General features: G+C 72.1%; 14 protein-coding genes. 9 read left to right on the top strand and 5 right to left on the bottom strand.

Annotated features, from left to right (window positions below; all coding sequences use genetic code 11):
• Positions 1 to 2 precede the first annotated feature (2 nt).
• Entirely contained in the window at positions 3 to 1,964 is a 1,962-nt protein-coding gene (locus DDV73_RS16615; protein WP_240617328.1) for a helicase C-terminal domain-containing protein, read from the bottom strand.
• Positions 1,965 to 2,321: 357 nt separating this feature from the next.
• Between DDV73_RS16615 and DDV73_RS16620 the strand changes: the two genes are divergently transcribed.
• The 3 genes from DDV73_RS16620 to DDV73_RS16630 are packed head-to-tail and all read left to right on the top strand — an operon-like array spanning position 2,322 to position 6,023.
• On the top strand, positions 2,322 to 3,140 hold the full coding sequence (locus tag DDV73_RS16620) for a PP2C family protein-serine/threonine phosphatase (protein WP_109508389.1): 819 nt from the start codon (positions 2,322 to 2,324) through the stop codon (positions 3,138 to 3,140).
• Positions 3,137 to 4,591, top strand: a complete 1,455-nt coding sequence (locus DDV73_RS16625) for an FHA domain-containing protein (RefSeq protein WP_109508390.1) — start codon at positions 3,137 to 3,139, stop codon at positions 4,589 to 4,591. The genes DDV73_RS16620 and DDV73_RS16625 overlap by 4 nt, the downstream gene beginning before the upstream one ends.
• 16 nt (positions 4,592 to 4,607) lie before the next feature.
• Positions 4,608 to 6,023, top strand: a complete 1,416-nt coding sequence (locus DDV73_RS16630; protein WP_109508391.1) for an RDD family protein — start codon at positions 4,608 to 4,610, stop codon at positions 6,021 to 6,023.
• A gap of 115 nt (positions 6,024 to 6,138) precedes the next feature.
• Here the strand turns inward: DDV73_RS16630 and DDV73_RS16635 are convergent, their stop codons facing one another.
• A complete protein-coding gene (locus DDV73_RS16635) occupies positions 6,139 to 8,292 on the bottom strand; it encodes a S8 family serine peptidase (protein ID WP_161962432.1) in 2,154 nt (717 codons plus the stop codon).
• Between the two features lie 157 nt (positions 8,293 to 8,449).
• Here DDV73_RS16635 and larE point away from each other — a divergent pair, with 157 nt between their 5' ends.
• Positions 8,450 to 9,925: an ATP-dependent sacrificial sulfur transferase LarE gene (gene larE / locus DDV73_RS16640; protein ID WP_240617329.1), complete on the top strand. Its 1,476-nt coding sequence runs from the start codon at positions 8,450 to 8,452 to the stop codon at positions 9,923 to 9,925.
• Between the two features lie 110 nt (positions 9,926 to 10,035).
• Positions 10,036 to 10,431, top strand: a complete 396-nt coding sequence (locus tag DDV73_RS16645) for a cold-shock protein (protein ID WP_109508394.1) — start codon at positions 10,036 to 10,038, stop codon at positions 10,429 to 10,431.
• Positions 10,432 to 10,510: 79 nt separating this feature from the next.
• On the opposite strand, the gene DDV73_RS16650 is transcribed toward DDV73_RS16645, so the two are convergent.
• Positions 10,511 to 11,989 (bottom strand): MFS transporter, encoded by a 1,479-nt coding sequence (locus DDV73_RS16650; protein WP_109508395.1) that lies wholly within the window; start codon positions 11,987 to 11,989, stop codon positions 10,511 to 10,513.
• 103 nt (positions 11,990 to 12,092) lie between these two features.
• Here DDV73_RS16650 and DDV73_RS16655 point away from each other — a divergent pair, with 103 nt between their 5' ends.
• Complete coding sequence (locus tag DDV73_RS16655; RefSeq protein WP_109508396.1) at positions 12,093 to 12,875, top strand: DUF3027 domain-containing protein; 783 nt, start codon at positions 12,093 to 12,095, stop codon at positions 12,873 to 12,875.
• Here DDV73_RS16655 and DDV73_RS16660 read toward each other — a convergent pair.
• Positions 12,872 to 13,765 carry an amidohydrolase family protein gene (locus DDV73_RS16660; protein ID WP_240617330.1) on the bottom strand — a complete coding sequence of 298 codons (894 nt, stop codon included), beginning with the start codon at positions 13,763 to 13,765 and terminating at the stop codon, positions 12,872 to 12,874. The genes DDV73_RS16655 and DDV73_RS16660 overlap by 4 nt on opposite strands.
• Positions 13,766 to 13,779: 14 nt before the next feature.
• Positions 13,780 to 14,085 (bottom strand): DUF2530 domain-containing protein, encoded by a 306-nt coding sequence (locus DDV73_RS16665; RefSeq protein ID WP_170126034.1) that lies wholly within the window; start codon positions 14,083 to 14,085, stop codon positions 13,780 to 13,782.
• Positions 14,086 to 14,151: 66 nt separating this feature from the next.
• Between DDV73_RS16665 and DDV73_RS16670 the strand changes: the two genes are divergently transcribed.
• The 3 genes from DDV73_RS16670 (at position 14,152) to DDV73_RS16680 (ending at position 17,537) form a co-directional block, all read left to right on the top strand.
• Positions 14,152 to 15,618 (top strand): NCS2 family permease, encoded by a 1,467-nt coding sequence (locus tag DDV73_RS16670; RefSeq protein ID WP_206050924.1) that lies wholly within the window; start codon positions 14,152 to 14,154, stop codon positions 15,616 to 15,618.
• Positions 15,619 to 15,822: 204 nt separating this feature from the next.
• On the top strand, positions 15,823 to 16,263 hold the full coding sequence (locus DDV73_RS16675) for a MarR family winged helix-turn-helix transcriptional regulator (RefSeq protein WP_109508399.1): 441 nt from the start codon (positions 15,823 to 15,825) through the stop codon (positions 16,261 to 16,263).
• Positions 16,263 to 17,537, top strand: coding sequence for an MFS transporter (locus DDV73_RS16680; protein WP_109508400.1), 1,275 nt, complete (start codon positions 16,263 to 16,265; stop codon positions 17,535 to 17,537). Before DDV73_RS16675 ends, DDV73_RS16680 begins: the two co-directional genes overlap by 1 nt.
• The last annotated feature ends 235 nt before the right edge of the window (positions 17,538 to 17,772 follow it).

Here is a 17,772-nt window from a genome sequence, read left to right on the forward strand (position 1 = left end):
CGTCAGCCGCGCCGGTCCACAGCGCGGACGGCGGTGATGCGGTGGACGGCGAAGGAGCGGATGTCGTCGCTGCGATGGTCGTACGCCGTGAGGTGGCCGCCCTCGACCCGGACCGGGTCGATGATCCGCTCCGACGAGGTGCCGTGGTTGTCGACGTACCCGATCCACACCGGCGACCGGGTCTCGATCGCGGCCCGCAGCGCGGCGAGTGAGCTGCTGGGCGAGCTGACCGTGCCGGCCGGTACGACGGGCCGGCTCGCCGCCGCCCGGTCGCCCGCCCGGATCGCGGTGACCACCTGGGCGACGTGCGCCTGCTCGCGGGCGATGGTCAGCCCGTCGGCGCGCCGGGAGCGCGGGGTGCGGCAGCGCTGGACGTCACGGCGAGCGACGCGCACGGTGCCGTCCGGTGACTCCACGACCGGCGCGACGCCGAGGTCGCGCAGCCGGGGGAGCAGGATGTCGACCGGCGTGCTCGACACCAGCACGGTCGGCGCGATCTGGCGCAGCCCGAGGCTGGCCGCCTTCGGGTGGTGGAGTAGCTCGGCGAGCGCGGCCGTGTCGTCGGCGCGCAGGAACGCCTCGGCCATCCCGACCCGGATATTGCCGAAGGTGCGGGCGGTGTCATCGACCAGGTAGGTGAGCGGCTGCGGCACCGGCGTCCGCGAGATCTCGGCTATGAAGGAGTGCACCTCGCCGGACGTCCAGCCGGAGTCGAAGGCACGGCGGACCGAGGTCGGCGTGAACCGGTAGACGGTGGCCCCGCCGCGCGACTCGACATCGGCCACCAGCTGCACCCGGCGGGCCAGCCCGGCCTCGAGCGGCCCCGGCGCCACCGCGGTCAGGTCGGCCTGCAGCAGGACGTGGTCGACCGGCGACGGGAGCAACGGAGCCAGCACCGCCGCGGCGTCCTCGTCGTCGAGCAGTGCCCGGCCGTGGCGCGCGAGTCCACCCAGGCCGCTGACCCCCAGCGTCGCGGCCTCCTCCAGTGTCCCGACCACCAGATCGTCGCGGAACCGAGGCCGGCGCGGTCGCTGCCAGGCCACCCGCGCGACCAGCGACGGTACGCCGGTGCCGGTGGCCAGCACCTGTCCCGGTTCCAGCCCGGCCAGCTCGGCCAGGGTCATCCGGCGCGCCTCCGAGGCGAACACGCTGGCCAGGTCCGGCACCAGCGCGTTGCGGGCCTTGCCGACCGGGTCGCGGCTGCCGATCAGCGCGGGCATCCGGGCGGACTGCAGCCAGGCACGGGCGATCCGCTCCCAGCGCTGCTCGACCGGCTGCCCGCACCAGCCGTCGAAGGCGTCGCTCGGCAGCCAGCACGGATCGCCCTCGTGGTTCGGGCCCGCGGCCAGCAGGTCGGCGGCGAACGCCACCTCGACCAGCAGCGCGGCCGTCGGCTCGGACACCTGCAGATAGGCGGCTGCCGCCTTGAGATCGCGCACGCCGAGGCCGCCGGCGCGCAGCACCGTGGGCGGCTCGGTGCTCCAGAGATCCAGCAGCAGCTCGATCCGGCGTACCGTCTCGAAGGCGGCGCCCGCCGCGCCCCGATCGATCAGGGCCGCATCCCGGTCGCTGGTCGCGAGCGGCGGTACGACGTCGACCGGCTCCGCGGTGGTGTGGCCGCCGCGCAGCGCCACCGCGACCTCGCCGGGCAGCAGCACCGTGGTCCGGTCGCGGGCCACCAGAAGCTGGTGGGCGAGCAGCTCCTCGACCGGTGTCTCGGCCTGCTCGGGGGACAGGCCGGTCCGGGCGCCGCCGGTGGTGCCCTCGCCGCCGCCATTGTCGAGGTGCTCGAGCAGGGCCCGCGCCCGAGGCGACAGCAGTGCCAGCCGCCGCTCGGCGTCCGCGGGATCGCCGGCCGCGGAGAACGGGCGGACGCGGCTGCCGGCCCCGATCAAGGCGTCCGGAACCGCGCTCAGCGGCCGCAGGCCGGTGCTCGACTCCCACACCAGCGCGAGACCCGTCAATCTTTCCAGCGCCGCTGCCACGTTCTCGCGGTCCGCGTGGACGATACTGATCCTCGGAAAATCGGAGGTTTGGCCCGTCACGACGAGGGCATCAAGCACGAAGAGCTCGAGTCGAGTGAGCTGGTCGAGTGCACGAAGCAAGGAGGCGCGAGTGGCGGCTCTTCCCGCCAATTGCGCGGAGTCGTGGGGAGCAGGAGTGGCGAGATCCGGTCGATCACGAAGCAACTGGGACAGCCGATCGTCCGGCCAGCCACGAAGCTGGTCGGCGAGCGAACGGGCGTTCCCGTTGGCGGCACTGTCGGACATCCCGTCAACGGTACTGGCGCGCCCACTGAGCCGCCGCGATCGGGAGTAGCCGTGGTCGAGCTGCACTTCGGTGCCACCACCGACGTCGGAGCCGTGCGCGAGGCGAACCAGGACGCCTATCTCGCCGCGCCTCCGGTGTTCGTCGTTGCCGACGGGATGGGTGGCCACGAAGGCGGTGAGATCGCCAGTGCCATCGTCGTCCAGGAGTTCCAGCGCCTGGTGGACGAGGGCTACGACAGCCGCAAGGGCGTCGACGCCGTTGCCGGCGTACTCAACAACTGCCAGCGGCTGATCATGGAGTACGGCGCCCACCAGCGCGCCAACGGCCACCCGGACTGGTACGCCGGCACCACCGTGGTCGCGGCCGTGCTGGTCGAGGACGACGAAGGCCCGAAGTGGCTGCTCGCCAACCTGGGCGACTCCCGGATCTACAAGCTGCACGAGGACGAGCTCGACCAGATCAGCGTCGACCACTCCGTCGTACAGGAGCTCGTGGACGCCGGTGCGATCACCGTGGACGACGCTGCGACACACCCGGAGCGGCACGTGATTACCCGGGCCCTCGGCGGGCCGGGTCACGTCGAGGCCGACTTCTTCCTGCTGCCGCTGTCGTCGGCAGCGAGGCTGGTGCTGTGCAGCGATGGCGTGAGCGGCATGATTGGGGACGACGAGATGGCCGGCATCCTTCGGGTCGAGGAGGACCCGCGTGACGCCGCCGACCAGATCGTGGCGGCGGCGGTGGCTGCCGGGGGTGCAGACAACGCGACCGCCGTCGTGGTCGATGTGGTGGGATTGAGTGAGAACATCGACTCCTACGACGCCGAGCGACAGCGGATGAGTCTCCACGAGAAGCTAGGGGCATTGCCGTGACAAAGAAGAGCAACGGACAGACAGACGGGCAGGGCCGGTCCTATCGCCCAGGCTCGTGGTTCGGCATCTTTGGCGACCACGCGACCGTGATCCTGCCGCCCACCGAGAAGTCTCGGGTAGCCGCGCTGTGGGAGCTGGTCGACGACGGAGCCGGTTTCGACGACGTGCTCGACACGCTGGTTGCCAGCGGCCTCAGTGCGCTGCCCGGATTCGTGCTGCTGAGCCGCGCCGAGGGCGCCACCCGGGTGCTGCTCCGCGGCTCCGCGGCAGCGACCTTCACCCTGGTCGGCGGCGAGACCATCGAGGTCACCTCCACCAAGGGCGGGACCTGGGCCGAGCGCACGCTCGAGAAGGTCGAGAGCGTCCAGCTGGCGCTGGAGGACGGCGCCGCGGGCGATGACCTGGTGATCGGCGGCGGCCTGGTCCGCGTCGCCCAGGTCGACGAGCCACCGCAGTACGCCGAGGGCGGTGCCCGCGTGGCCGAGGCCGACGTTGCCGCCGCGCCGGTGGCCGAGCCTGAGTTTGAGCCGGAGCCCGAGCCTGAGCCCGAGGCCGTCGTCGAGGAGGCCGCGCCGGAGGCGCCGGCCGGCGGCATCGGCCTGGAGAAGCCCGCGCCGGTCGAGCAGGACTCGCTGGAGGGCGCACCCGTCGAGGAGCCGGAGGCCGCGCCGGAGCCTGAGAGCGACATGTTCGCGAAGCCGGCTGCCCCTGAGGCGCCGTACCCCGGACCGGATTCGCAGGGCCTGCCGCCGGAGAACCCCTTCGGGGGCGGTGAGCAGGTTGGTGAGCAAGGCGGTGGGCAGCCCGAGTGGCAGCCCGAGCCGGCGTACGCCCCGGAGGGTGGGATGCCACCGGCCAACCCGTTCCCCGGTGGCGACCCGCTGTCGGGTCAGGAGTGGCAGCCGGCCGACGCCCCGCAGGCGCCGTACCCGCCGCAGGGCGAGCAGCAATACGCCCCGACCCCGGACCAGGGACAGGCCGCTGAGGAGGACGCCGACCACGACGGCTACACCCGCGCCGGCGCATGGGACCCGGGCCAGTTCGCCCGCCCGCAACCCGGCATCCCCGGTCAGCCGCAGGCGCCGAGCGTGACCGCACGCCCGGTCGCGAACCTGATCTTCTCGAGTGGCGAGACGATCGAGGTGGACCGCGCGATCCTGATCGGCCGCGCCCCCGAGGCGCGGCGCTTCACCTCGACCGACCAGCCCCGGCTGGTGACCGTGCCTAGCCCGAACCAAGAGATCTCGTCCACCCACCTGGAAATCCGTCCCGGCTCCGGAGCCGACCACGGAGCGGCCATCGTCACCGACATGGGCTCCACCAACGGCACCGTGCTGGTTCAGCCCGGCCTGCAGCCGGAGGAGCTTCAGCCCGGCATCGCGGTCGCGCTGATCCCCGGTGCCGTGGTCGACCTCGGCGATGGCGTGACCATCCAGGTCCTGAACCCCTGAGAGCAACCGTCACCAGATGACAGATCTCGCCCTCCCTTCCGCAGGCGCGACCTTCCCCGCCGCGGAGCTGGACCGTCGTTTCTATGCCTTCGTCATCGACCGGCTGACCGCCTGGTCGTTGTACGCCGTGGCCGCCTGGGCCGCCTGGCTGTTCTTCATCGAGCCCGGCGACCTGTGGATCGGTGTCGGCGTGATCGCCGGCGCCGTACTGCTGACCGGCCTCGGCTTCTCCATCGCGCTCGGCGCCAAGGGCACCTCGCCCGGCAAGGCGGCGATGGGGCTGCGCACCGTGCACCACGGCACCGGCACCCCGATCGGCGTCGGCTCGGCGATCGTGCGCACCTTCGTGCTCGGTGCCGCCGGGCTGCCGACCTTCGGTCTCGGCGTGGCGACGCTGGCCTGGACCGCGGTGATGGACGCCGGCCGGCAGCGTCGCGGCTGGCACGACCACGTCGCGCACTCGATCGTCGTCGACATCCGGCCCGAGCCCGAGGTCGTCGAGGAGGAGGAGAGCGGGCCGCGGCACATCGTCAACCTGACTGCGATGCGGCTGGTTCCCGCCGCGCAGCCGCAGGCGACCCATGTCGAAGCACCGCCGCGGGCGCCCGTCGAGCGGACGCCGACCAACCCCGCCGGTCCGGTGCTGGAGCCGGTGACCACCGTCCCGCCGGCGTCGCAGCCGTACCAGCAGCCGGTGCAGCCGCCGACCCAGCCGGTGCGGCCCGCTCAGCAGCCGGTGGCTCCGCCGACTCAGCAGCCCACCCAGCAGCCCACTCGGCAGGCACCTCCTGTGCCGCCTGTGCAGCCTGCGCAACCGGTCCAGCCGCCGCAGCCCGTGCAGCAGCCGACCCGTCGGCCGGTCCAGCCCGTTCAGCCGCAGCCGACGCAGCCGGTTCGTCCACCGGCGGAGCAGCCCGCCGCACGCCAGCCCGCTCAGCCGGTCCAGCCTCCCGCCCAGCCGGCGCAGCCGCGGCATCGTGCGCAGCCGAGTACGCCGCCGGCCCCGGTGCAGCCCAACGTCGCCGCGCCCGCCGTACCTCCGCCACCGGTGCAGGAGCGCACCACCAGCCGGACCACCAGCCGGGCCGCAGCCAACGCCGGCTCACGCTGGCGGGTCACCTTCGACACCGGCGAGTCGTTCCTCGTCGAGGGCCTCGGCCTGGTCGGCCGGCGGCCCGAGGGCCGCGCCGGCGAGCCGGTGCAGCACGTCGTGCCGCTGCCGTCCAGCGACATGTCACTGTCGAAGACGCACGCTCAGTTCCACCTCGCCTCCGACGGCGTCCTGGTGGTGATGGACCGTGGCTCGACCAACGGCTCGATCCTGATCCGGCAGGGTGTCAACCGCGACCTCACCGCCGGTCGCCCGGCCACCCTGGTGGACGGCGACAAGGTGATGTTCGGCGACCGCGAGATGCGGGTCTCCCGCGAGTAGGTCGACAGGCCACCGCGACCACCCACCGGGTGGGCGACCCCGTCCACGCACGCGTGAGCGAGGCACGGGCGGGACCACCGAGGGTTTGTCTTAACCGCAACCACCGCCGCCCGCGTCAGCGGGCGATAACGAGCGGGATGCGGACGGTGATGCCGTTGGCGCCGAGCCAGGTGACCCAGCCGCTGTCGAGGGCGTGGGGGGTGTAAGGGCCGAGGTTGGTGACTCGGAAGGTGCGGGTCTCGCCGGGGGCGATCCTGATCGCGGCGGGGGTGACCCGGACCTGGTGGTGCTCGAGGCCGACGACGTGGGCGGAGTAGTACATCGCCTTCGTGCCGACGTTGGTGACCTTCCGGGTCACGGTGCCACGCTGCCCGCGCAGCATGATCGACGGCTGGTTCAAGGTGGCCGCCGGGACCTCGCCGCGTAGGTAGCGGCGGTAGGCGGGCAGCTTCTCGTCGTACACCAGGCCGGGACGGTTGGCCCGCAGCGCCTGACTGCGCCCGCTGCCCTGCGCGGTGGCCGGTACGTCGCCGACGAGCGGTGCGGCCGACGTCATCAGCGCCGAGCGGACCGCGGTCGGGGACCAGCGGTGCTTGGCCCGGAGCACGGCCGCCTGCCCGCTGACCTGCGCCGCGGAGGCGGACGTGCCGGCGGTGAAGTTCCAGCGCCGGTCGCTGTCGGTGGCCGGCGGCGACGCGCCGAGCACGGCCGATCCGGGCGTCACCACGTCGGGCTTGACGATGCCGGCGCGAGGATTGCCGCGCGCCGACCACGAGGAGATCCGCGGGGCGTCGCTGCCGAAGCCGGCCGGCCGCAGCGTCACGGCGGTCTCCGGGTTGGCGCGCACCCAGTCTCGGACCACGTCGGCGTCGGCCGCTGCGAGGTGCAGGGTGGGTACGTCGTGGAAGTCGGCCGCCGTCGAGACACCGTGGACGTTGGCCAGGATCATCCCGACCCCGTCGGCCAGCTGGACGGCACGCGACTTGTCGATCCGGCCGATCTCGCCGCGGTCGCAGACCACGATCCGGCCGGCCGCCGCGGCGGCGTCCAGCGAGCCGGGCCGGCACAGGCGCGCGGCGTTGGTGCGCGCGCCCGGCGCGGCGATGTCCTCGGCGAGTACGACGCGGGCCGGGCCCACGCCGGAGCCGGACACCATCGCGCCCGCGACGGTCGGGCCGTCGGGCATCGCGAGCTCGCCGCGTCGCTGCCGGCCGACGGTGGCGGCGACCGTGGTGACCCAGGGCGCCGAGTGGGCGGCGTACCCGCTGTCGTTGCCGGCCGCCGCGGCCACGAAGACGTCGCCCTCGACGGCGCCGAGCAGCGCACGGTCGACGGTGTCGATTTCCCGCGGGCCGGCCACGGACAGGTTGAGCACGTCGACGCCGTCTGCGGTAGCGCGGTCGATCGCGGTCACCAGGTCCGCGCTGGCACAGCCGTCCTTGTCGGGGTCGGGCGCGGTCCAGCAGGCCTTGTAGATCGCGAGCCGCGCCTGCGGCGCCACGCCGGAGTAAGTGCCGAGCTGCTGGCCGCGAACCCGAACGGTGACCCCGGCGTTGCCGGCCGCGATCGAGGCGACCTGGGTGCCGTGGCCGTCGTCGTCGCGCGGAGACAGGGACGAGGCGCTGCTGACGTTGTCGGTGCCGAATCCGGCGACGAACCAGCGGGCGCCGACCAGCTTGCTGTTGCAGGTGGACTGCGGCCACTCCTCGGCCTCGTCACAGCTGCCCTGGAAGCCGCGCGGCGCCGGCCCGAGCCCGGGTACGGCGGCGAACACCGGGCTGTCCGGCCAGATTCCGGAGTCGATGACGCCGATCACCACGCCCTTGCCGCCCCGGGTGGTGCCGCCGGGCAGCCCGGCCGACACGGTGTCCGAGCCGGCCGCCGAGGCAAGCTTGCGGACCGAGTTGCGCTCGACCAGCGCCACGCCGGGCTCGGCGGCGAGAACCCGGGCCTCGGCGCCGGTCAGGGAGACGGCGTACCCGTTGAGCGCGGTAGTCCACCGGTACACCGGCAGCACGCTGCCGACGGCCGCCAAGGTCCGGTCCTGCGCGTCGACCAGCTGGCTGCGGTAGGCGCTGGCGGCGAGCGGGCCGGCGTACGCCGAAGCGCCCGGGCCGTCCAGGGTCACGAGGTACAGCGCGCGCTCGTCGTCGAGCTGCGGCCGGGCGGCGGCAGCGTGCGGGGAGAGGCCGGCGGTGAGGCTGCCGACCAGTGCTGCGCAGAGGATGACAGGACGCCACCGACTGCGCACGAACGCGCGTCGGCTCACCCCGCCAACTCCCTCACGGAACACGAAATCCCTTCACGATCGGACTGCACCCGCCACATTCTCCCCAGGAAACCCACGAATGCACAGCCCCGGGTGTCCGGGCGTCCGCACCCGGCCGCCGCGCCGGGCCTACGGACGAGTACGTAGGCTGGCAACTGTGACCGGTCTCGAGCGCGCCGCGCGGCCACCCCTGGTGGTCGGCTTCGACCTCGACCTCACACTGATTGAGACCGGCCCCGGATTCGCGGCCACACTGAAGCTGGTGGGCGACGAGATCGGTTTCGATTTCCCGATCGAGGAGATGGCCTCGCGGATCGGGCTGCCGCTAGAGCAGATCCTGGCCTTCCACCTGCCGGAGGACGCGGTGGCCGACGCAGCCGACCGGTACCGCGCCCGGTACGCCGAGCACGGCATCGCGCCGACCCCGGCCCTGCCGGGCGCCCACGACGCGCTTGCGGCGGTACGCCGGCACGGTGGCCGCAGCGTCCTGGTGACCGCGAAGGCGGCCGCCAATGCCCGGCTGCACGTCGAGGCGCTCGGCTTCGACGTCGACCGGGTCCAGGGCGACATGTGGGGGACCGGCAAGGCCGACACGCTGCTCGCCGAGGGTGCGTCGGTGTACGTCGGCGACCACGTCCTGGACGTCGAGGGTGCCCGGGCTGCCGGGGCGACCGCGGTATCGGTGCTGACCGGTGGCTGCACCCGCGAGCAGCTGGTCGAGGCCGGGACCGACGTGGTCCTCGACAGCCTCACCGAGTTCCCCGGCTGGCTCGACGAGCACGTTCTCGACCAGCGACTGGCGGCACTGGAGGCGGACCTGCGTTCACGCGGATCCGTCCTGGTGGCCTTCAGCGGCGGTGCGGACAGCGCCTTCGTGCTGGCCGCGGCGGTCCGGGCGCTCGGCGCCGACCGGGTCGCCGCCGCCACGGCGTACTCACCCTCGCTGGCGTCCACCGAGCGCGACCCGGCGCGGGCCTTCGCCGAGGGGCTCGGCGTTCGCGTCTTCACCCCGGAGACCCACGAGATGGACCGTGAGGGGTATCGGGCCAACGACGGCGACCGCTGCTACTTCTGCAAGGCCGAGCTGGTCGAGACGCTGCTGCCGCTGGCGGCCCGGCACGGCCTGGCCCACATCGCCACCGGCACCAACGCCGACGACGCGGTCGCCGGCTTCCGGCCCGGCATCCGCGCCGCCGACGAGCGCGGTGCGATCACGCCGCTGCTGGACGCCGGGCTCACCAAGGAACAGATCCGCGCGGCGTCCCGGCGCTGGGAGCTGCCGACCTGGGACAAGCCGGCCGCGGCCTGCCTCGCGTCCCGGGTGGCGTACGGCGTCGAGGTCACGCCGTACCGACTGGCGCGGGTGGAGCGGGCCGAGGCGGCTGCTCGTGCCGCGCTGGCCGGCGCCGGGCTGACCAGCTCCGACCTCCGGGTTCGCGACCTGGGTGAGCGGGCCTCGGTCGAGGTCGACGCCGCCTTGCTCACGGACGGGTTGGCCGAGGACACGGCGGCGGCCGGCGCCGTACTCGAAGCGGTGCGCGCCGCCGGCTTCCCGGACGCCGTACTCGACTCGCGTGGGTTCCGCTCGGGCGCGATGAACGAGCTGCTCGACGACCCCGAGCGCTACCGCTGACCTAGTGGTCATGCCGGGCAACCCGCTCGCTCGGCTGCGGATGTGCGGAATAGGCTTGGCTGCGTATCCGCGGCGAAAGTGCCGCGGCGTGAGCTGGGAAGAGGTCTCCGGTGCCCGTTGGCAAGGTGAAGTGGTTCGACGCTGACAAGGGGTTCGGCTTCCTGACCCAGGACGGTGGCGCGGACGTCTACGTGCACGCCGATGCGCTGCCGGCAGGTGTGACGACCCTGAAGCCCAACACGCGCGTGGAGTTCGGCATCGCCCAGGGCCGCCGGGGCGAGCAGGCGCTGCAGGTCAAGGTGCTGGACGCGCCGCCGTCGGTGGCCAAGGCCCAGTCGCACGCCAAGCGCAAGAAGCCCGAGGAGATGGTCCCGATCGTCGAGGACCTGATCCGGCTGCTCGACGGCGTCGGCGAGGGCTACCGCCACGGCCGCGCCCCCGACCCCCGCACCGCCAAGCCCACCGCCAAGCTCCTCCGCGCCCTCGCCGACGAGCTGGAGCTTTAGTGACGGGCGGGCAGGTTTCACTAGGTACCTAGTGAAATTGTCCCAGCCCACGCGAAGTATCCGACGGGGTCGGACGGTTTCACTGGGTACCTTGCGAAACTGCCGCCACCTCCGGCCGCGGCCGCATGGCCAGGACGAAGACGAACCAGCCGGCCAGTACGCCGAAGGCGATGCCGAGGCCGAGGCGGGGTTCGAGGGGCATCACGATGCCGACGAAGCCGCCGACCACCCAGGCCAGCTGGAGGACGGTGTCGGAGCGGGCGAAGGCGCTGGTGCGCACCCGCTCCGGGACGTCGCGCTGGATCAGCGAGTCGAGCGAGAGCTTGGCGAGGATCTGGGCGAGGCCGGCGGTGAAGCCGATCGCGGCGAGCACGAGTACGCCGTAGAACAGCGCGCCGAACAGCGCGAGGGCGGCATCGGCGGCGAGCGCGATCACCACCGTGATCGTCGGGTTGAGACGCCGCAACAGCGCGGCGAGGGCGATGCCGAGGGTGTTGCCGAGCCCGGCGGCGCCGATCACGATCGCCAGCAGTAGCTCCGGCCGCCAGCCGTCGATCGGGTTCTCGCGCAACAGGAACGCCATGAACATGGTCAGGAAGCCGGACAGCCAGCGCGGTCCGCAGTTGCCGCGCAGCGCGAAGGCGACCGTGCCGGGAATCCGCACCTGTGGGCGCCGGTTGCCGCGCGGAGCCTCGCCATTGGCGGCCGGATCGCTGTCGCCGGCCAGCATCGACGCCTTGGCCTCGCCGACGCTCGAGTCGACCTTCGCCGGCAGCAGGATCGCCAGCGCGGTCGCGGCCAGGAACAGCAGGAACGCGTAGCGCAGCGCCCACTCCGCGCCGATCGTCGCCGCCAGCGCCGCGATCGGCGCCGACACCGCCGCGCCGACCACGCCGGCCAGCGACAGCCGCCCGTTGACCTTGACCAGGGTCAGGTTCCGCGGCACCAGACGGGGTACGGCGGCCGCCTTGGTCACGCCGTACGCCTTGGACGCGACCAGACAGCCCAGTGCCGCCGGGAACATCCAGGTGGACTCGGTGGCGACCGCGCTCGCCAGCACCCAGCAGAGGAATGCGCGCACCGCCATGGTGGCGCCGATCGCCCACCTCCGGCCGTGGCTGAACCGGTCGAGGAACGGCCCGATCAGCGGCGCCACGATCGCGAACGGCAGCATCGTCAGCGCCAGGAACAGCGCCACCTGCCCGCGCGCCTCGCCGGTCGGGACCTGGAAGAACAGGGTGCCGGCCAGTGAGATCGCGATCGCCGCGTCGGCGGCCGCGTTGACGGCGTGCAGCTCGATCAGCCGGAACAGCCCCGATTCGCCGGCGCCCTCCGCGTGCGAGGCCCGCCGCGCCAGCCGGAGGGCGCGGCCACCGGCGGCCCCGGTGACCCGGGCGACCCCGTGTACGCCGCGGGCCGTCGCCTTCGCGCCGGTGCCGGTGGCGCGAAGCGCGCGCTGCGCCGCGGTCTCGTCCGGACCGCCCTTGGTGTCGTCGTACGGATGCGGGTCGCGCCAGCGCTGCTCCTCCGAGGAGCCGGGCGGTGGCGTGCTGGTCATAACAGACATCCTGCCTGCTCGGGTGATGCGGCGGTCGGCACCGGCCTCGGCGTGGAGCCCCAAACGAGACTTTCTCGCCGGGATAGGTCATGATTTCGCGGTGATGGCGACACGCACCAAGACCGACGCCCAGGCGGCCAAGGCCGTCGACACCGCTCGCGGTGCTCTCCTGGAGCAGATCGCGGAGTCGGAGGTCGGCGAGCACCTCGGCCACATCGCCGAGGGCGAGCGTGTGGTCACCCACCTGTTCGAGTGCACACTGGCCGGCTACCGCGGCTGGCGCTGGTCGGTGACCGTCGCCCGCGCGTCGCGGGCCAAGCAGATCACCGTCGACGAGGTCGTGCTGATCCCGGGCGACGAGGCGATCGTGGCGCCCGAGTGGGTCCCCTACAAGGAGCGGATCCAGCCCGGCGACCTGTCACCCGGTGACCTGCTCCCGGTTGAGGAGGACGACCCGCGCCTGGTCCCGACGTACTCCTTCGGCGACGACCCGGTCGACCCGCCGCTGTCCGACAACGACCGCGCGCAGGTGCGACAGGTCGCCGACGACCTCGGCCTGGGCCGGGTGCGGACGCTGTCGATCGAGGGCCGCGACCTGGCCGCCGAGCGGTGGTACGGCGGCGACGGCGGCCCGGACACCCCGCTCGCCCAGTCCGCCCCCGCCACCTGCACCACCTGCGGGTTCCTGGTCCGGCTGTCAGGACCGCTCTCGGAGCTGTTCGGCGTCTGCGCCAACGGCAACGCCAACGACGACGGCCGGGTGGTCTCCTATGACCACGGCTGCGGCGCCCACTCCGAGGTCCAGCTCGCGAAGCGGCACGAGCCGCAGCCGCTGCCGGGCCACGTCTTCGACACTGTCACCCACGAAGAGTTCGAGGCGCTCTAAAGCCTGAAGAGCCGCCTGGCGTTCTCACGAAGGACGCCGCGCGCCCAGTCGTCACCCAGGCCGAGGCCGAGCACGGCGTCGACCGCCTCGAGGTAGGCGTACGGGATGTTGGGGTAGTCGCTCCCGAACAGGATCCGCTCACTCAGCGCGAGCAGGTCGCCCCGTCTGCTCGCGGGGAACGGGTTGTCGGCCTCGGTGAACGCGGTGAAGACCATCGTGGTGTCGAGGTGGACCCGCGGGTACACAGCAGCCAGGTCGAGGAACGCGCCGTAGTCGGGCAGGCCGAGGTGCGCGACGACCAGCGTCAGGTCTGGGTAGCGGCGCAGCAGCTCCGCTGCGGCCCGCGGGCCGGTGTGGGCGCCGGGCGCGGGGCCGTTGCCGACATGGGTCACGATCGGCGTGCCGGCCTCCTCGAGCGCGACCCACACTCCGTCGAGCAGCGGATCGGCAGGGTCGTAGCCACCGACCTGCACGTGGGCCTTGAAGACCTGCGCTCCGGCGTCGATCGCCTCCCTGACGTACGACGCGGCGCCGGCTTCCGGGAAGAACGTCGCCGAGCGCAGGCAGTCCGGGTGGCGGTCGGCGAACTCGGTGGTCCAGGCGTTGAGCCACTCCGCCATCCCCGGTTTGTGCGGGTAGGTCAGCGAGGTGAACCGCTCGACACCGAGTGCACGCAGCGTCGCCACACGCACGTCCTCGCTGTGGCGGTAGGCAATCGGCCAGGCCCGCCCGGTGAGCGGTCCGGCCCGGTCGAAGTAGGCCCACACCTTGTCCAGCATCGGCGCCGGCATGAAATGCGTATGCACGTCCACCAGACCTGGCAGGCCGATCCGGTCCAGGCGCTCACGCAGCCGTGTGGGCTCGTCCGCCGGGACGTCGATGCCGCTCAACGACAGATCTGGATCTAGACCGCGCGGCGGCGACCGCCGCCGCTACTGCGTTGCTCGCGGGCCTTGCGCCGGCGCCGGCAGTACTCGAGCCCGAACAGGCCCAGGCCGAACCCGGCCATGCAGGTCCACAGCCACCACAGCCGGCCGGTGCTCTCCAGCCGGCCGTAGAACGGCAGCAGGCCGACGAACGCGATCAGCCATAGCGCCGTCCCGACCTCGACCGTGCGCACGCCGTCGACGTCCAGCGGGTCCACGTCGGCGACGAGGTAGGTCCGGCTGCCGATCTCGTGCCGGTCCGGCTGCTCGTCGCGAAGCTCCATGACCAGAGCGTAACTCGCGGCAGATTTTCCTTAACAGAAAGCGCGGATTCTGCCACTCTGAGCCGCGTGACCGATCTCGGGAAGACCAGCGCCGTCGCAGCCACGTCCGCACTCGACCGCTTCTTCAAGATCAGCGAGCGCGGCTCGTCGCTGAGCGCGGAGCTGCGCGGTGGCGTGGTGACGTTCCTGACGATGGCCTACATCATCGTGCTGAACCCGATCATCCTTGGCAACGCGAAGGACGCCGACGGCGCACTGCTCGCGGGTGGCGACACTGCCGCGATCGCGGCCGCAACGGCCCTGGTGGCTGGCGTACTCACGATCCTCATGGGCGTCGCCGCCAACTATCCGCTGGCGCTCGCCACCGGTCTCGGCCTGAACGCCTTCGTCGCCTACTCGATCGCCAGCCAGATGACCTGGTCGGACGCGATGGGCCTGGTCGTGATCGAGGGCCTGGTGATCCTGGTGCTGGTGCTGACCGGCTTTCGCGAGGCCGTGTTCCACGCCGTACCCGCGCAGCTGAAGATCGCGATCTCGGTCGGCATCGGCCTGTTCATCGCGCTGATCGGGCTGGTCGACGCCGGGTTCGTACGCCGTACCGGCACCGGCCCGGTGCCGGTCGAGCTCGGCATCGGCGGCCGGCTCGAGGGCTGGCCGGTGTTGGTCTTCGTCTTCGGCCTGGTGCTGGTGATCGCCCTGTTCGTACGCCGGATCCGCGGCGCCATCCTGATCTCGATCGTGGTCACCACACTGGTCGCGATCCTCGTCGAGAAGCTCGTCGAGCCCGGCCCGGCGTTCGGCGCAGACGGCACGCCCAACCCGACCGGCTGGAACCTCGGTGTGCCGGCCTGGCCGGACAAGGTCATGGAGAAGCCCGACTTGCAGCTGCTCGGCAACTTCAACCTGCTCGGCTCCTGGGAGGAGGCCGGGTTCGTGACCGCGCTGCTGTTCGTGTTCACGCTGCTGCTGGCCGACTTCTTCGACACCATGGGCACGATGACCGCGATCGGCGCCGAGGCCGACCTGCTCGACGAGGACGGCATCCCGCCGAACGTCCGTAACATCCTGGTCGTGGACTCGCTCGCCGCCGCCGCGGGTGGCGCGGCCGGCGTCTCCAGCAACACCTCCTACATCGAGTCCGCATCCGGCGTCGCCGAGGGCGCCCGCACCGGCCTGGCCTCGGTCGTCACCGGCGTGCTGTTCCTGCTCGCGACCTTCTTCGCGCCCCTGGTCACGATCATCCCGAACGAGGCGGCGGTGCCGGCGCTGGTCCTGGTCGGCTTCCTGATGATGCAGCAGGTCACCGGCATCGACTGGGACGACCTCGAGATCGCGCTGCCGGCGTTCCTGACCATCGTGCTGATGCCGTTCACCTACTCGATCTCGGTCGGCATCGGTGCCGGCTTCGTCAGCTGGGTGCTGATCAAGGCCGTCCGCGGCAACCTGCGCGCCATCCACCCGCTGATGTGGGTCGTCGCCGCCCTCTTCGTCCTCTACTTCGCGATCAGTCCGGTTAGCAGCTGGCTGAGCTAGCGAGGCTCTGGCTGGGGTTTCAAGCAAACCCTCTGTTGCTGAGCCCCTGGCCTCGCTCTCGCGTGCGTGGACGGGGTCGCCGACCCGGCCCTTGTTCGCATAGCTCGCTGCGCTCGCCGCAAACAAGAGCCGGGTCGACTCCTCTTCCGGCTCGCTTCGCTCCGCCGGAATAGTTAGGCAAGGTAATGAGTTAGGGTAATTACCATGCCTACGGATAAGAGGGTCGCGCGCACGGACGCCGGACTGGCGTCGGTGTTGCGGGTGTCGGTGATGCGGCTGCGCAGGCGGCTGGTGAACGAGGCCGATAGCGAGCTCAGCATCGCCGCGACGGCGGTGCTCGGCTGGCTCTACCGCAAGGGGGAGCTCACCGTCGGCGAGCTGGCCGCCCACGAACGGGTGCAGCCGCCGTCGATGACCCGCACGATCAACTGCCTGGAGCGCGACGGCTACGTCAACCGCCGCCCCCACGACACTGACGGCCGGCAGGTGCTGGTCGCGCTGACCGAACATGGCGAGGCCACCGTCCTGGCCGACCGCCGTCGTACCGACGCATGGCTCGCGCAGCGGCTCCGTGAGCTGACACCCGAAGAACGCGCCGTCCTCCGCCAGGCGGCCCCATTGCTCGAAAGGCTTGCCAACACCTAGTGAGTCCAACCTTCAGGTCCCTGTCCAACTCCAACTACCGCATCTACGCCGCCGGCGGCGTGATCTCCAACGTCGGCACCTGGATGCAGCGCGTGGCGCAGGACTGGCTGGTGCTCGTGCTCAGCGCCGGCAGCGGTATGGCGCTCGGCATCACCACGGGACTGCAGTTCCTGCCGTTCCTCCTGCTCTCGCCGTTCGCCGGCCTGGTCGCCGACCGGGTGTCGAAGCGGCGGCTGCTGCAGCTGACCAACGTCGCGATGGCGGTCCCCGCTCTCCTCCTCGGCCTGCTGGCAGTGACCGGCACGGTCGAGATCTGGCACGTCTACGTGCTCGCGTTCGTGCTCGGCTCGGCGTCCGCGTTCGACGCGCCCGCCCGGCAGTCCTTCGTCTCCGAGATCGTCGACCGCGACGACCTCACCAACGCGGTCGGGCTCAACTCGGCCTCGTTCAACGCCGCGCGCCTGGTCGGGCCCGGCCTCGCCGGCGTCCTGATTGCGGCCTTCGGCGGCGGCGCTGCCGGCACCGGCTGGGTGATCCTGCTCAACGGCCTTACCTACATCGGCCCGATCCTCGCGCTGCAGGCGCTCGACCGGGCCGCGCTGGACACGCCCGATCCGCTGCGCCGCGAGCCCGGCCTGGTCCGCGAGGGCGTGCGCTACCTGCGTGGTCGGCCGGACCTGATGCTGGTCCTCGGCGTGATCTTTGCTGTCGGCACCTTCGGCATGAACTTCCAGCTGACCTCGGCGCTCATGGCGACCGAGGTGTTCGGGAAGGGCCCGGCCGAGTACGGCCTGCTCGGCACCGTCCTCGCCGTCGGCTCCCTGTCCGGCGCACTGCTGGCCGCCCGCCGGGCCCGGGTCCGGCACCGGATGGTGATCGGCGCCGCGGTCGCGCTCGGTCTGCTGCAGATCACGGCCGGCCTGGCTCCGTCGTACGTCGTCTTCGCGCTGCTGACCCCGCTGATCGGGCTCACCGCGCTGACGGTGGTGACCTCGGCCAACGCGTACATGCAGCTGCACACCGACGCCGGCATGCGCGGCCGGGTGATGTCGCTGTACCTGATGGTCTTCATGGGCGGGGTGCCGCTCGGCGCCCCTGTGATCGGCTGGATCGGCGAGGTGCTGGGCGCCCGCTGGACGCTGCTGGTCAGCGGCTCCTTGGTGCTCACCGGCACACTGTTGAGTGTGGCTCTCTTCCTGCGGGCACGCGAGCGGGCAGGAGAGCCGCGGGTGCGGCTGCTGCCGGTTTTGACCCCCGCCGGGGCGACCGAGTAACCTCGGTCATCGTGTCTGGGTCAACCAGACCGTTGTGCATGCTCGAAAACAGTTCGCGGCCAGGTCGCGAGCTCTCGAGGCACTCGATCCCGATCGCACGTCGAGACACGTGCGAGCGAGCGTGGAAGCGATGACACGCCCGACCGCGGGGGCCGAGAGCGCGCGACGCGGTTGGCCCACGACCAACCAGGCACATCAGAACAGCAGTCTTTATCGTGCCCGGCAGAGCGCCGGG

The organism is Nocardioides speluncae, assembly GCF_003121585.1.
Taxonomy (GTDB): Bacteria; Actinomycetota; Actinomycetes; order Propionibacteriales; family Nocardioidaceae; genus Nocardioides; species Nocardioides speluncae.

Bases quoted from the DNA above. Each gene is read 5' to 3' on its own strand.
- DDV73_RS16630 (WP_109508391.1), top strand. From the start codon at position 4,608: ATGACAGATCTCGCCCTCCCTTCCGCAGGCGCGACCTTCCCCGCCGCG.
- DDV73_RS16650 (WP_109508395.1), bottom strand. From the start codon at position 11,989: ATGACCAGCACGCCACCGCCCGGCTCCTCGGAGGAGCAGCGCTGGCGC.
- DDV73_RS16655 (WP_109508396.1), top strand. From the start codon at position 12,093: ATGGCGACACGCACCAAGACCGACGCCCAGGCGGCCAAGGCCGTCGAC.
- DDV73_RS16665 (WP_170126034.1), bottom strand. From the start codon at position 14,085: ATGGAGCTTCGCGACGAGCAGCCGGACCGGCACGAGATCGGCAGCCGG.
- DDV73_RS16675 (WP_109508399.1), top strand. From the start codon at position 15,823: ATGCCTACGGATAAGAGGGTCGCGCGCACGGACGCCGGACTGGCGTCG.